The 14,116-nt window shown below is 29.7% G+C and carries 13 protein-coding genes; 8 read left to right on the top strand and 5 right to left on the bottom strand.

Features of this window, described 5'->3' with window-relative positions; all coding sequences use genetic code 11:
- Positions 1 to 8 precede the first annotated feature (8 nt).
- Positions 9 to 548 carry a glycosyltransferase family 2 protein gene (locus tag ETU08_RS01565; RefSeq protein WP_146261256.1) on the top strand — a complete coding sequence of 180 codons (540 nt, stop codon included), beginning with the start codon at positions 9 to 11 and terminating at the stop codon, positions 546 to 548.
- Positions 549 to 992: 444 nt separating this feature from the next.
- Positions 993 to 1,877 (top strand): glycosyltransferase family 2 protein, encoded by an 885-nt coding sequence (locus ETU08_RS01560; protein WP_146261255.1) that lies wholly within the window; start codon positions 993 to 995, stop codon positions 1,875 to 1,877.
- Between the two features lie 4 nt (positions 1,878 to 1,881).
- Here the strand turns inward: ETU08_RS01560 and ETU08_RS01555 are convergent, their stop codons facing one another.
- Genes ETU08_RS01555 through ETU08_RS01545 form a run of 3 tightly spaced genes read right to left on the bottom strand, consistent with a single transcriptional unit; the run spans position 1,882 to position 5,279 of the window.
- Complete coding sequence (locus tag ETU08_RS01555; RefSeq protein ID WP_146261254.1) at positions 1,882 to 2,895, bottom strand: glycosyltransferase family 2 protein; 1,014 nt, start codon at positions 2,893 to 2,895, stop codon at positions 1,882 to 1,884.
- 17 nt (positions 2,896 to 2,912) lie between these two features.
- Positions 2,913 to 4,223: a nucleotide sugar dehydrogenase gene (locus ETU08_RS01550; RefSeq protein WP_146261253.1), complete on the bottom strand. Its 1,311-nt coding sequence runs from the start codon at positions 4,221 to 4,223 to the stop codon at positions 2,913 to 2,915.
- Positions 4,224 to 5,279, bottom strand: coding sequence for an NAD-dependent epimerase (locus ETU08_RS01545; RefSeq protein WP_146261252.1), 1,056 nt, complete (start codon positions 5,277 to 5,279; stop codon positions 4,224 to 4,226).
- 236 nt (positions 5,280 to 5,515) lie between these two features.
- Here ETU08_RS01545 and ETU08_RS01540 point away from each other — a divergent pair, with 236 nt between their 5' ends.
- From ETU08_RS01540 to ETU08_RS01525, 4 genes are all read left to right on the top strand, one after another.
- Positions 5,516 to 7,789 (top strand): aconitate hydratase, encoded by a 2,274-nt coding sequence (locus tag ETU08_RS01540; RefSeq protein ID WP_146261251.1) that lies wholly within the window; start codon positions 5,516 to 5,518, stop codon positions 7,787 to 7,789.
- 109 nt (positions 7,790 to 7,898) lie between these two features.
- Positions 7,899 to 8,642: a prolipoprotein diacylglyceryl transferase family protein gene (locus tag ETU08_RS01535; protein ID WP_146261250.1), complete on the top strand. Its 744-nt coding sequence runs from the start codon at positions 7,899 to 7,901 to the stop codon at positions 8,640 to 8,642.
- 8 nt (positions 8,643 to 8,650) lie between these two features.
- Entirely contained in the window at positions 8,651 to 8,851 is a 201-nt protein-coding gene (locus tag ETU08_RS01530; protein ID WP_146261249.1) for a hypothetical protein, read from the top strand.
- A gap of 282 nt (positions 8,852 to 9,133) precedes the next feature.
- Positions 9,134 to 10,543 (top strand): radical SAM protein, encoded by a 1,410-nt coding sequence (locus ETU08_RS01525; protein WP_146261248.1) that lies wholly within the window; start codon positions 9,134 to 9,136, stop codon positions 10,541 to 10,543.
- A 60-nt stretch (positions 10,544 to 10,603) separates the two neighbouring features.
- Here ETU08_RS01525 and tpx read toward each other — a convergent pair whose 3' ends face one another.
- A complete protein-coding gene (gene tpx / locus ETU08_RS01520; protein WP_146261247.1) occupies positions 10,604 to 11,101 on the bottom strand; it encodes a thiol peroxidase in 498 nt (165 codons plus the stop codon).
- Positions 11,102 to 11,285: 184 nt separating this feature from the next.
- Here tpx and ETU08_RS01515 point away from each other — a divergent pair, with 184 nt between their 5' ends.
- Positions 11,286 to 11,804: an NUDIX domain-containing protein gene (locus ETU08_RS01515; protein ID WP_146261246.1), complete on the top strand. Its 519-nt coding sequence runs from the start codon at positions 11,286 to 11,288 to the stop codon at positions 11,802 to 11,804.
- Positions 11,805 to 11,851: 47 nt separating this feature from the next.
- Here the strand turns inward: ETU08_RS01515 and ETU08_RS01510 are convergent, their stop codons facing one another.
- The gene (locus tag ETU08_RS01510) at positions 11,852 to 13,474 is read right to left on the bottom strand and encodes an ABC-F family ATP-binding cassette domain-containing protein (RefSeq protein ID WP_146261245.1); all 1,623 of its coding nucleotides are present in this window, start codon (positions 13,472 to 13,474) and stop codon (positions 11,852 to 11,854) included.
- A gap of 46 nt (positions 13,475 to 13,520) precedes the next feature.
- Between ETU08_RS01510 and smpB the strand changes: the two genes are divergently transcribed.
- Entirely contained in the window at positions 13,521 to 13,979 is a 459-nt protein-coding gene (gene smpB / locus ETU08_RS01505) for an SsrA-binding protein SmpB (protein ID WP_146261244.1), read from the top strand.
- Positions 13,980 to 14,116 lie beyond the last annotated feature (137 nt).

Raw genomic sequence — 14,116 nt, 5'->3', positions numbered from 1 at the left:
ATAAAATTATGGATGATATACCTTTAGTAAGCGTTATAATAACCTTTTATAATTCAGGAAATCTTGTGCACTCAGCAATAAAAGAAGTACAAAAACAAACTTATAAGAAGATAGAAATAATTTGTGTAAATGATGGATTTCAAGATGAAACATTATCTTTATTAAAAAAGTATCAACAAGAAGATAATAGAATTATAATAATAAATAAAAATAATGAAGGAGGAGCTCATAATGCATTGGCTGCAGGTCAAAAAGTAGTTAAGGGGAAATATATTCTAACATTTGATCATGATGATAAGTTAGGAGAAGATGCTTTTGAACAAGCAGTAGTTTCTATGGAACAAAATCCAGATTGGGGAATTAGTTTATTTAAAGTCAAAATTATGGATGAGGATGGTGATTTATTAGAATCTCGTCCACAGCCTAAAAATATATTAACCGCTAAGGAAGCAGTTAAAGCTACTGTTATTAGATTTAAGTATGCCTTTAGATGTTTATATAAAAGAGAAGTTTTTCAATCATTTTCTTATTATAAAAAAGAACCATAGTTAAATTATGATGAATATGTTGGAAGACGATTAATTCACAATGCAGGTTTTATTGGCTTTAATTCTGGAGTTTATTACTATGTAAGAAATAAGGATTCATGCACATCAAAAATTTCGTTAAAAACAATAACTCCATTAGAAACGGAAATACTAAATAGAAAATTTATAAAAAAAAATGAATTGTATAAAAATATAGATATAGATTTTGAGATCTTTTTTATGAATAAACTGAATAGTTATATAAAATTATACGAGCATAAGCTGAAAAATAAATCATTACAAACTCAAAAAAAATATGTACGAGATTTATTTAAAAGAGTTTTTGACTCAATTAATAAAAATATAGTTATTCAATCCCAAAAAAGATTCAAAAAAAATATATGCAATTATTATTTTCCAATTTTTTTATTTATTATCTAATTCGAAAATTAAGATAGAGTAATCATGCAAAAATTAGCTATAATAATTCCATACTATAAAATAGATTTCTTTGAAAGAACTTTACAGTCTTTAAATAAGCAAACTAATAAGGAATTTACTGTTTATATTGGTAATGACAATAGTCCGGATGATCCCCAATTAATTATTGATAAATTTTCAACAAACAATAATATTATATATAAAAAATTTGATAATAACTTAGGAGGTATAGATTTAGTTAAGCAGTGGGATCGATGCATTCAATTATCTAATGAAGAACCATGGATTATGATACTAGGAGATGATGATACATTAAGTGAAAACTGTATAGAAGAGTTTTACAAAAGTTTACCAGAAATTCAGAAAGATAATATTTCTGTAGTTAAATTTTCTACAATAGAAATCGATGAAAATGATAATCCAATATCAGAGAAATACGAACATCCTACAAAAGAGTTGTCAACATCTGCATATGTTCGAAAAATAAAAGGAGAAACAAGAAGTTCACTTATTGAATATATATTTTCCAGAGAAAAATATTTAAAATATGGATTTAAAAATTTTCCATTGGCATTTGGTAGTGATAATTTGGCTTGGATTGAATTTTCAGAGTGTGGAGACATATATTCCATAAATGATGCAGTAGTATACTTTAGAATGTCTAAATCAAGTATATCAGGGAATAAAAATATTGGAATGAAGGAGAAAACGAAAGCAATGTATCTAACAAAAAAATATATAATTAAAAATTATTTTAGTTATTTTACCAAAGATCAAAGACGAGATATATTAAAAAGAGCATATAAAGAATTAGTCTGGAGTGACAACAAAAATTATGTAGAAAGAATGTGGATAATTTTATTAATGATAAAGCACATTTCTATTCAAGAGATAAAAGAATATTTATAAATAATCAAGTTCGTTCAATCCTCCATTTGTAAAGCTTATAGCCAAGGGAAGAAGGTAAGTTCTGGAAAATATTTTTCTTTTTCATATCCTTAGAGAAGGAGTTAGAAAAATAATCAACTACAGATAAAGAAGGAGATTTTTTTAACCGAGAATAATTTATCTTCCAATATTTAATATCCCTACCCATTATTTGATATTGCATCGTTAGGGTAATTTCCTTAAACTTTATAATATGATTTAAAATATATTTTTTACGAATACTATTTTGTTCGTAATAAGCTTTTGTAAAATATTCTACTATGGTTTGATGGTTTTCAAAATTCCGTTTTGTCTTATTGAAGATAATAGATTCACCATGTAAATAATAATAGTAAGTATATTCATCTAAAAAAGTAATACTATCTAATTCTAGAGCACAATGAAAAGACCAAAGTTCATCTTGTGAAAAAATTCCTTCTACAAAATATAATTGATTTTTTTTTAAAAAATCAAGTTTAACTAGCTTATTCCAACAAGTAATAGACCAGTTACCTTCACAAAAATTTTTAAGTATAATATCATTTCCTTCTAAATAGTTAAGATCTTTTTTAAAAGGGAAAATTTCATATTCAGTCCTCTTAAAAGTATTTTTTGCTAAAGATTTACCCATTGATATGGTCGCCCCAGTTTCTATACTTTTAACATACAGTTTCTCAATACAGGTTTCAGTTATTTCATCATCAGAGTCTATAAAAAAAAGATATTCACCATTTGCTCTATCAATTCCTGCATTTCTAGCAGCAGAGGGACCTTTATTTTCGATAAAATTAATTATTTCTATTGATTCAGGGTGTTTCTCTTGTATTTGTTTAATAATTTCTAAGCTACCATCACTGCTTTTATCATTAACAAGAATAATTTCTATATTCGGATAGGTTTGATTTAATACAGAACTTATACATCGTTCAATATATTTTTCACAATTGTAAATAGGGATAGATACAGTAATTAAAGGTAAAGATTGATTAGATAAAGGCATGATATATATTTAAAAATTTAAAGTCTAGAATCCACAATATCCTTTTCCAAAAAAGATTTGCAATCATAAATGACAGAATCTTTATTTAAAAATTTTTTAATATTGAATGTTTTAAATTCATTATGAGCAACAGCTAAAATTGCTGCATCAAAATTATTAGTATGATCAGGGATTTTATTAAATACATCGATATTATATTTATTTTTCACTTCTTCTGCATTAGCTAAAGGATCATAAACAGAAATATTAATACTATAATCTTGTAAATATCTGATAATATCAATAACCTTAGTATTTCTAACATCCGGACAGTTTTCTTTAAAGGTAATTCCTAAAATTAATACAGAAGAATTATAAATATGAATTTGCTTCTTTATCATTAACTTTATAACAGTAGAAGCAATATATTCTCCCATGCTATCATTAAGCTTTCTGCCCGCCAATATAATTTCAGAATGGTAACCTACTTCAATCGCTTTTTGGGCTAAATAATAGGGGTCTACACCAATACAATGTCCACCGACCAATCCAGGTTTAAAAGGCAAAAAATTCCATTTAGTACCTGCAGCTTCTAAAACCTCAGTCGTATCTATATTTAGTAAATTAAATATTTTAGCAAGTTCATTTACGAAAGCAATATTGATATCACGTTGTGCATTTTCAATAGCTTTTGCAGCTTCCGCAACCTTAATACAGGATGCTTTGTAAGTACCAGCAGTTATAATTGATGAATATAAATAATTTACAAATTCAGCGATTTTAGGGCTAGAACCAGAAGTGATTTTTTTAATTTTAGTCAAAGTATTTATCTTGTCCGAAGGATTAATCCTTTCAGGAGAATAACCAGCAAAAAAATCAATGTTGTATTTTAATCCAGAAATTTTTTCAATAATAGGAATGCAATCATCCTCTGTACATCCAGGATAGGTAGTAGATTCATAAATGACAATATCTCCTTTTTTAATTACACTTCCAACCGTTGAACTAGCAGATATTAGGGGGGTCAAATCAGGCTTATTATAAACATCTATAGGCGTAGGAACAGTCACTATATAGATAGTTGAATTTTTAATTTCTTCAATATTATTTGTAGGATAGAATCCATTTTTATTTTTCAGATCCTCAATATCTGTTATTATAACCTTAGATAATTCTTCAACAGAAACTTCTAAAGTAATGTCCCTACATTCCTTTAGTTCGTTTATACGTTTACAAGAAATATCAAATCCAATAACTTTATATTTTTTTGAAAATTCTAAAGCCAAAGGCATGCCTACATAACCTAAGCCGATAATAGTGATGTTTATTTTATTTGGATTAAAATCCATTTATTTAGCTTTATAAAAATCGTTATACCATGTAATAAAATTCTTAACACCCTCTTCAACAGAAACTTTAGGTTTATAATTAAAATCTCTAACTAAATCCGAAATATCAGCATAAGTAGAAGGAACATCACCAGGTTGTATAGGTAATAAATTTTTTAAAGCTTCTTTTCCAAGCTCTTTCTCTATGCATTCAATAAAATATAAAAGTTTGATTGGTTTGCTATTTCCAATGTTATAAACTTTATAAGGAGCTGTGGAATAAGATGGATCGGGTTTCTTACAATTCCATAATTCATTTCCCTTAGAAGGATGATCATTAACCTTAACAATCCCCTCTACAATATCAGAAATATAAGTAAAGTCTCGATGCATATTACCAAAATTGTATACATCGATAGGTTGATTCTCTATAATTGCTTTGGTAAATAAAAATAAAGCCATATCTGGTCTTCCCCAAGGGCCGTAAACAGTAAAAAAACGAAGACCAGTTGTAGGTAAATTAAATAAGTGGCTATAAGTATGAGCCATTAGTTCATTGCTTTTTTTACTTGCAGCATATAAACTTACCGGATGGTCTACATTGTCCTGAGTTGAAAAGGGCTGTTTCCCATTTAAGCCGTATACACTTGAGCTACTTGCATAAGTTAAATGTTTTATTTTGTAATTTCTGCAGCATTCCAAAATATTAATAAAACCGATGATATTAGAATCAATATAGGCATGTGGATTTACTAATGAATAACGAACACCAGCTTGAGCAGCTAAATGAATAACATAGTCAAATTGTTCTTGTTTAAAAAGTAAATCTAAATTTTCCTTATCCTCTAAATTTAATTGTATAAAAGATATATTAGATAGACAGCTACTTTTATTTATTTTATTGTAAGAAATATTAGATCTGTGAATTCCTAAATCTTCTAACCTTCCATATTTTAGGTTTACATCATAATAGTCATTCAAAGAATCTAAACCAAAAATTTCATCTTTTCTAATCGCTAAAACTTTAGTTAGATGGTAACCAATAAATCCTGCACTTCCAGTTATAAGGATCTTCATAAACTTAATTTTAACAAAATTACTATTATTTAATTTATAAAAGCAAGCTAAAATCTAATATTAAAAATTAAATTAAATTTAAAATAGAGCTAAAAAAATTAGAAATATAAAATCTATATATAGTGACATTCAATTATTTAGAATGATTACAAATTAATTTTATTTTTAATAAATGAATATAAAAGGATGAATTTAAATTGTAAATTAGTTCCAATTAAACACAAATAATTCAAGATATGATATTTGATATAGATATGATTAAAGCGGTGTACAGCCGTTATCAATCAAGAGTTGAAAAAGCAAGAAAAATTTTAGGAAAACCATTGACGTATACAGAGAAAGTCTTATATTCTCATTTATATTCAGGTGAACCACAAGAAGCCTTTAGTAGAGGAGAATCTTATGTGGATTTTGCGCCAGATAGGGTTGCTATGCAAGATGCAACCGCACAAATGGCATTGTTGCAATTTATGCAAGCCGGTAAAAAAAATGTAGCAGTTCCTAGTACTGTACATGCAGATCACTTAGTACAAGCAAGAATAGGAGCGGATAAGGACTTACAAGAAGCAATAAATAAGAACAATGAAGTTTATAATTTTTTAGCATCAGTTTCCAATAAATACGGAATCGGATTTTGGAAGCCTGGTGCAGGAATAATACATCAAGTACTATTTGAGAATTATGCATTTCCAGGAGGAATGATGATAGGGACGGATTCACATACACCAACAGCTGGAGGCTTAGGAATGATTGCTATAGGAGTGGGAGGTGCTGATGCGGTAGACGTAATGGCAGGTATGCCTTGGGAGTTAAAATTCCCTAAGCTAATTGGTATTAAATTGAAAGGTAAATTAAATGGATGGACATCTGCTAAAGATATCATTTTGCAGGTAGCAGGTTTGTTGACGGTTAAAGGTGGAACTGGATGTATAGTTGAATATTTTGGAGAAGGAGCAGAATCATTATCAGCCACAGGTAAGGGAACTATCTGTAACATGGGGGCAGAGATTGGAGCTACAACCTCTTTATTTGCGTATGATAAAAATGCCGCTGATTATTTGATAGCCACAGGCAGATCGGAATTGGTTACCTTGGCAGATAATATAAAAGAAGATCTTCGAGCAGATCAAGAAGTATATGCAAATCCAGAACAATATTTTGATCAAGTGATTGAAATTGACTTAAATATTTTAGAGCCACATCTTAACGGACCATTTTCACCAGATATAGCAACACCAATTTCTAAAATGAAAGAAGTAGCAGAAAAGAATGGTTGGCCTTTAAAAGTTGAGGTAGGTTTAATAGGGTCTTGTACAAATTCATCGTACGAAGATATATCTAGAGCAGCATCTATAGCAAAACAAGCCGTTGAAAAAGGGATTAAATCCAAAGCTGAATATACCGTTACTCCAGGTTCAGAGATGGTACGCTACACCGTAGAAAGAGATGGTTATTTAGAAACATTTGAAAAAATTGGTGGTAAAGTCTTTGCTAATGCTTGTGGACCATGTATTGGACAGTGGGCCAGAGAAGGAGCAGATAAACAAGAAAAGAATACCATAGTTCACTCTTTCAATAGAAATTTTGCCAAAAGATCTGACGGTAACCCTAATACCTATGCATTTGTAGGTTCGCCTGAATTAATTACAGCTATAGCCATTGCAGGAGATTTAACCTTTGATCCTAGAAAAGATAAATTATTAAATGAAAAAGGTGAAGAAGTTATGCTAAATGCACCCGAAGGAAACGAACTTCCACCTAAAGGTTTTGAGGTTGATGACCCGGGATATCAAGCGCCAGCCCAAGACGGTTCTGAGGTGAAAATAGAAGTTGAGCCAACTTCAGAAAGATTGCAATTGCTTGAAAGCTTTCCAGCTTGGGACGGGAAAAATATTACAGGAGCCAGATTACTAATTAAAGCTTATGGAAAGTGTACGACGGATCACATTTCAATGGCAGGACCATGGTTACGTTTTAGAGGACATTTAGATAATATATCTAATAATACATTAATAGGAGCTATTAATGCCTTTAATATGGAAGCCAATAAAGTTAAAAATGAAATAAGTGGTGAATACTTATCGGTTCCAGATTCAGCAAGAAAATATAAATCAGAAGGTATATCTACGATCATTGTAGGAGACAACAATTACGGCGAAGGATCTTCTAGAGAACATGCTGCAATGCAACCCCGACACTTAGGAGTTCGTGTAGTATTAGTAAAATCATTTGCTAGAATTCATGAAACCAATTTAAAAAAACAAGGGATGTTAGCATTAACCTTTGTTAATCCAGAAGATTATGATAAAATTAAGGAAGACGATGTTATCAATTTCTTAGATTTAGACCAATTCTCTCCAGGCAGATCAATCAATATTGAATTGATTCATTCAGATGGAGGTAAAGATATAATTACAACCAATCATACTTATAATCAAGGACAAATTGAATGGTTTAAAGCTGGTTCAGCATTAAACCTAATTAAACAAAACGAAGCAAAAAATAAATAATAAAATTTTAAAAATAAATGGGCACCGGTATATCCGGTGTTTTTTGTTATATAAATAAAAATAAAGATAGAAAGAAAATAAATAAATAAATTAAACCGTTTTGTTTACTATGTTTGAATTTCCTGTCTCAACTACTATTTTTGGTTACCCCATTTTATATCATACAATCTTTGAATCCTTAGGAATATTTTTAGGATCTCGATATTATTGGTATCTTCGAAAAAAACAGAAGGTAGAAAAGATGGATATTATTTCTGTTTTAATTATTTTAATAGGAGCCACATTTGGAGCATATTTTGGTTCACATGTTCTGGGTGCTATGGAAAATGTTCCAAAATGGAGAGAAACTCAATATCCGGTACTTTTCTTTTTAACAAATAAAACCCTAGTAGGAGGTTTGTTGGGAGGTTTAATAGGTGTAGAATTAGCAAAAAAAATAGTAAAAGAAAAAAGAAGTACCGGTGATTTATTTGTTTATCCATTGCTTTTAGCTATGATTATAGGACGCTTAGGCTGTTTTTCTGCAGGTATTTATGAAGAAACTTATGGCATTCCTACTAGCTTACCTTGGGGAATGGACTTAGGAGATCATATATACAGGCATCCGGTAACTTTATATGAAATTATTTACCTAATTGCAATTTGGATTATTCTGAGACAAATACAGAAAAAATATGAATTAAAAAGTGGAGATTTATTTAAATTATTCATGATTTTCTATCTACTTTTTCGCTTTTTACTAGATTTTATAAAGCCAGGTTGGAGATATTTTTTAGGATTAGGAAGTATTCAAATAGCCTGTTTAATAGGATTTTTATATTATAACCGCTTTATTTTGAACCTTAAAAATTAGTTGCATTAATGAATGATTTAGGAATTGTATTTTTTTATGCCATGATTGCTTTTTTTGTTTTATTTATTATCTGTGGACTTATTACCATGGTATTATCAGAAATAGGCAATAAAGCCAAACAAACTTGGTTGAAGATTACTCTTATAAGTTTGTTATTATCAGGGGTATCTTTACTCCTTACCAGTATTTTATGTGGGTGGTTAAGGTAATGTACATCAAAAATAAATTTTAGTAATGTAAAACAATGGATGTTCGAGGGACAATATCATCGCTTGTATTTTTGTTGTTTTTGATAATATTCATAGCTATTTTAGTATTGATATCTACATGCCTAATCATATTAATTAAAATTCTACGAAAGAGAACATATAAAGGGGAATTAAAAATAACTTTATATGCATTACTAGCCGTAGGAATATCATTATTACTTTCAAGTCTACTCTGTAGCGCAATTTTTTCTTTATAAATTAACTATATTATAGAAAATTATTATGGCAAATCCTGTTAGAAAATATACTTATTATGACTATACCATTAGTCTATGTCCTACTTGTTTAAAAAGGATAGGAGCTAAAATAGTCTTTGAAAAAGAAAATGTATACATGATAAAAAAATGTCCGGAACATGGAACACATAAAGTATTACTAGCCACAGATATAGATTATTACAAAAATATTCGAAATTATAACAAGGCATCAGAGATGCCCCTAAAATTTAATACACCTATTGAGTATGGGTGTCCCTATGATTGTGGATTATGTACCGATCATGAACAACATAGTTGTTTAAGCATTATAGAAATCACCGATCGTTGTAATTTAACTTGCCCTACCTGTTATGCCATGTCTTCCCCTCATTATGGAAATCATAGAACTGTTGAAGAAGTAGAAAAGATGTTAAATATAATGGTAGAGAATGAAGGAGAACCCGATGTTCTTCAAATTAGTGGAGGAGAACCTACCATACATCCTGAATTTTTCAAAATTTTAGATATAGCCAAAAGCAAACCCATTAAACATCTTATGTTAAATACCAATGGGATAAGAATAGCACAAGATCCAGGATTTGCGGAAAAGTTAGCTACCTATATGCCAGATTTTGAAATTTATCTTCAGTTTGACTCTTTTAAACCAGAAGTGCTTCAAAAGATGAGAGGGAAAGATTTAACCGAAGTTAGGGAAAAAGCCCTGAAAAAACTAAATGAACTAAATCTAAGTACCACCTTAGTGGTTACCATGGAAAAAGGTTTAAATGATGATGAAGCAGGTAAAATTATTGACTTTGCCCTTAAACAAAAATGTGTGCGAGGAGTAACCTTTCAGCCCGTTCAAATAGCAGGAAGAAATACACCGGAATCATTAAAAAACAGATTAACGCTTACAGAGGTTCGAAGTAATATTTTAACTCAAACCGATGTTTTTCAGCCCAATGATATAATTCCTGTTCCCTGTAATCCGGATGCTTTGGCTATGGGTTATGTATTAAAATTAGGGGGAGAAAAATTTCCACTTACCCGTTACATAGATCCTAAAGAATTATTGAATACAGAAACCCAGAATACAATTATATATGAGCAGAGTGAAGTAATGCGGGATAAATTAATTAAGATTTTTAGTACTGGGATATCAGTAGATAAAGCAGAAGGAGAATTTAATCAATTACTATGTTGTTTGCCACAAATTTCAGCACCAGGATTAAAATATGAAAATCTATTTAGAATTATCATCATGAATTTTATGGATGCCTATGACTTTGATGTGCGAGCAGTAAAAAAATCCTGTGTTCATATAGTAAATAAAGACGGAAAAATAATTCCTTTTGAAAATATGAATCTATTTTATAGAGACGAAAAAAAAGAATACCTAAAAGACTTAAGAAAAAAAGCTTCCCTTACATTTTAAAAAAAACAGAAAATATAAAAGCCATTTACTTAAAATAAACGGCTTTTTATTTAAATTATCTTACTTTAAAGAAGCAATCGCCTTTTCATAATTAGGTTCTTGAGAAATTTCTGAAACTTGTTCTTGGTAAATGATTTTACCAGCTTCATCCAAAACAATTACGACCCTACTTAAAAGACCTTTTAAAGGGCCATCAGTAAATTCAAGACCGTAATCCTTTCCAAAATCAGAACGAAATGCAGATAAATTAATTACTCCATTTAAACCTTCTGCAGCACAAAATCGAGATTGGGCAAATGGTAAGTCTTTAGAGATACACAATACCACAGTATTATCTAAACTAGATGCATCTTTGTTAAAGGTGCGAACAGACATAGCACAAGTACCTGTATCAATACTAGGAAAAATATTTAGAACAATTTTCTTTCCAACGAAATCTGATAATTTTTTTTCAGACAAATCAGAAGAAACCAATGTAAAATCAGGAGCTTTATCCCCCACTTTAGGTAAATCACCAGAAGTATGAACCTCACTACCCTTTAAAGTAACAGTTGCCATAATTATTTCAATTTTAAATTTTGTTTAGATAATTTCTCAAAAATAATTCCAATTATATTAAATAACTAATAATAGTAAATGTAATTAACTATATAAAAGAAATAATACTTTGAAAAAAAATTATGATTTAAAAATAGTGATACAATAGAAAATGCTAAATTTGAATGTAAAAAAACAAGCATTTATGAAATCAAGCTTCCAATATTGCCCCAATTGTAAAAAACCTAAGTTAAGAATCGAGAATGAAAGCAAAATTACATGTTCTAGCTGTAATTTTGAATATTATCATAATGTTGCAGGGGCGGTAGCAGTGATTATTCAAAATAAAGATAAAATTTTATTTACAGTTAGAAATAAAAATCCTCAAGCAGGGATGTTGGATTTGCCTGGAGGATTTATCGATCCAAAGGAAACGGCTGAAAATGCTTGTAAGAGAGAATTAAATGAAGAATTGAATATTTCTATTGATGAATCAAAATTGAAGTATCTAAATTCCAATCCGAATACCTATTTATACAAAGAAATATTGTACAATACCATTGATTTATTTTATTTGTATAGGGATGATAAACTAGAAATTACAGATTTTGATTCATTGGAATTAAAAGGATTTGTTTGGAAGTCTTTAGATGAAATTAAATTAGAAGAATTAGCCTTTGAAAGCCAGAAAAAATCCCTAAGCCTAATAATAAAAAATAAATAAAAAACCTTCCAAATTTGGAAGGTTTTTTTAGCCAAAATTTAAAGATTTTAACTATAATATTGAGCTTTTAATTCTTTTACTTTAGGGTCATTTAAATACTCGTCGTAAGTCATGTAACGGTCAATAATTCCCTTAGGAGTAAGTTCAATAATACGATTACAAACTGTTGAAACTAATTCATGATCATGCGATGAAAGTAAAAGAGTCCCTTTAAAATTAACCAAAGAGTTATTTAGCGCTGTAATGCTTTCCAAATCCAAATGGTTGGTAGGTTCATCGAGCATTAAAACATTAGCTCTAAACAACATCATTCTAGAAAACATGCAACGCATTTTCTCCCCTCCAGAAAGAACTTTACAAGATTTTAAAGCTTCATCACCACTAAAAAGCATTTTACCTAAAAATCCTCTGATATATTCTTCATGTCTTTCTTCATCTGTATTTACATATTGTCTAAGCCAATCAACCAAATTATCATCCGTTTGGAAATATTTTGTATTATCTAAAGGTAAATAACTTTGTTTAGTTGTTACTCCCCATGTATAAGTACCTTTATCTGCATCAACCTCCCCGGATATAATTTGAAAAAATTCATTAATAGCTAATGAGTTTTTAGAAAGGACAGCAATTTTATCTCCCTTTTTAAGATTTAAATCAATATTACTAAAAAGCAGTTCGCTATCCTTAGTTTTTTCTAGCCCTTTAACTTCCAAGATCTGATCTCCTGCTTCTCTTTCCTGTTCAAAAATTATAGCTGGGTATCTTCTAGAAGAAGGCTTAATATCTTCAACATTCAACTTTTCTAACATTTTTTTTCTCGCAGTTGCTTGTTTTGCCTTTGCGACATTTGAACTAAATCTAGAGATAAACTCTTGAAGTTCTTTCTTCTTTTCCTCAGCTTTTTTATTTTGTTGAGCACGTTGTCTAGTAGCTAATTGACTGGCTTGATACCAGAATGAATAATTACCTGTATACAGATTTAATTTACTGAAATCAAGATCACAAGTGTGAGTACAAACAGCATCAAGAAAGTGTCTATCGTGCGATACAACAATTACAGTATTCTCATATTCAGCTAAAAAGTCCTCAAGCCATGAGATAGTATCGATATCAAGATCATTGGTAGGTTCATCAAGAATTAACACATCAGGACTTCCAAATAATGCCTGTGCTAGTAACACACGAACTTTATCTACATTTTCAAGTTCAGACATCATTTTATAATGAAGATCATCTTTAATACCCAAGTTGGATAGTAAAGTACCAGCATCCGCTTCAGCATTCCATCCCCCCATTTCCTCAAAGATAACTCCTAATTCACCAGCTTTAACGCCGTCTTCATCCGAAAAGTCAGGCTTGGCATACAAAGCATCCATTTCTTCTTTAATTTGAAAAAGCTTTTGGTTTCCTCTCATGACAGTCTCTAAGACAGAATATGAATCGTAAGCAAAGTGATCTTGCTCTAAGACAGACATTCTTTTATCAGTTTCAAGAGTTACATGCCCGGTAGTTGGATCAATATCTCCAGAGAGGATTTTCAAAAAAGTAGATTTTCCAGCCCCATTAGCGCCGATAATTCCATAACAATTTCCCTTAGTAAATTTTATATTTACTTCATCAAAGAGAACCCTTTTTCCAAATTGTAAAGACAAGTTTGATACTGTAAGCATATACTTTTAATAAATTTGTACAAAAGTAATAAGAAAAAGTCTGATTATGAAATTTGAGAACAGAGTAAATATATTAAATAGAAAGGCACGATTCAATTATGAATTGTTAGATAAATATGAGGCGGGGCTAGTATTAAAAGGAACAGAGATAAAGTCTTTAAGATTAGGTAAAGCCAGTATAGCTGAAAGTTTCTGTCAATTTATAAATGATGAGTTATATGTAATAAATATGACTATAGATGAATATTTTTTTGGTAACATATACAATCATTCAATAAAAAGGGAACGGAAATTGCTGTTGAATAAAAAAGAAATTAACAAACTTTTAAGAAAAACAAAAGAATCAGGGTTAACTATTGTTCCTACACGTTTATATTTAAATAATAAAGGATTAGCAAAAATAGAAATATATTTAGCTAAAGGTAAAAAAATATACGACAAAAGAGAAACAATAAAAGAAAGAGAAACTCAAAGAAATATTAATAGATTGGTAAAGAAATATTAATATTTGTTTGTCTTTTATTTGGGAATAACGTTACTTTGCAGATAAAAATTAGATTTTATATATGAAAAAGTTCAATTTGTTAGTTACAGTAGCGGCTAGTATGATAGCATCGACTGTATTCGCGCAGAATACTACAG

The sequence above is a fragment of the Apibacter muscae genome (assembly GCF_007845635.1).
Classification (GTDB): Bacteria; Bacteroidota; Bacteroidia; order Flavobacteriales; family Weeksellaceae; genus Apibacter; species Apibacter muscae.
Note: the sequence above shows the minus strand (reverse complement) of the source record. Positions and strands in the feature narration are given on the sequence as shown.

What these genes read in the sequence shown, in the direction of transcription:
- ETU08_RS01525 (WP_146261248.1), top strand. Translation starts at nt 9,134, where the DNA reads ATGGCAAATCCTGTTAGAAAATATACTTATTATGACTATACCATTAGT.
- ETU08_RS01530 (WP_146261249.1), top strand. Translation starts at nt 8,651, where the DNA reads ATGAATGATTTAGGAATTGTATTTTTTTATGCCATGATTGCTTTTTTT.
- ETU08_RS01560 (WP_146261255.1), top strand. Translation starts at nt 993, where the DNA reads ATGCAAAAATTAGCTATAATAATTCCATACTATAAAATAGATTTCTTT.
- ETU08_RS01550 (WP_146261253.1), bottom strand. Translation starts at nt 4,223, where the DNA reads ATGGATTTTAATCCAAATAAAATAAACATCACTATTATCGGCTTAGGT.
- ETU08_RS01515 (WP_146261246.1), top strand. Translation starts at nt 11,286, where the DNA reads ATGAAATCAAGCTTCCAATATTGCCCCAATTGTAAAAAACCTAAGTTA.
- ETU08_RS01565 (WP_146261256.1), top strand. Translation starts at nt 9, where the DNA reads ATGGATGATATACCTTTAGTAAGCGTTATAATAACCTTTTATAATTCA.
- tpx (WP_146261247.1), bottom strand. Translation starts at nt 11,101, where the DNA reads ATGGCAACTGTTACTTTAAAGGGTAGTGAGGTTCATACTTCTGGTGAT.
- ETU08_RS01555 (WP_146261254.1), bottom strand. Translation starts at nt 2,895, where the DNA reads ATGCCTTTATCTAATCAATCTTTACCTTTAATTACTGTATCTATCCCT.
- ETU08_RS01545 (WP_146261252.1), bottom strand. Translation starts at nt 5,279, where the DNA reads ATGAAGATCCTTATAACTGGAAGTGCAGGATTTATTGGTTACCATCTA.
- ETU08_RS01535 (WP_146261250.1), top strand. Translation starts at nt 7,899, where the DNA reads ATGTTTGAATTTCCTGTCTCAACTACTATTTTTGGTTACCCCATTTTA.
- ETU08_RS01510 (WP_146261245.1), bottom strand. Translation starts at nt 13,474, where the DNA reads ATGCTTACAGTATCAAACTTGTCTTTACAATTTGGAAAAAGGGTTCTC.
- smpB (WP_146261244.1), top strand. Translation starts at nt 13,521, where the DNA reads ATGAAATTTGAGAACAGAGTAAATATATTAAATAGAAAGGCACGATTC.
- ETU08_RS01540 (WP_146261251.1), top strand. Translation starts at nt 5,516, where the DNA reads ATGATATTTGATATAGATATGATTAAAGCGGTGTACAGCCGTTATCAA.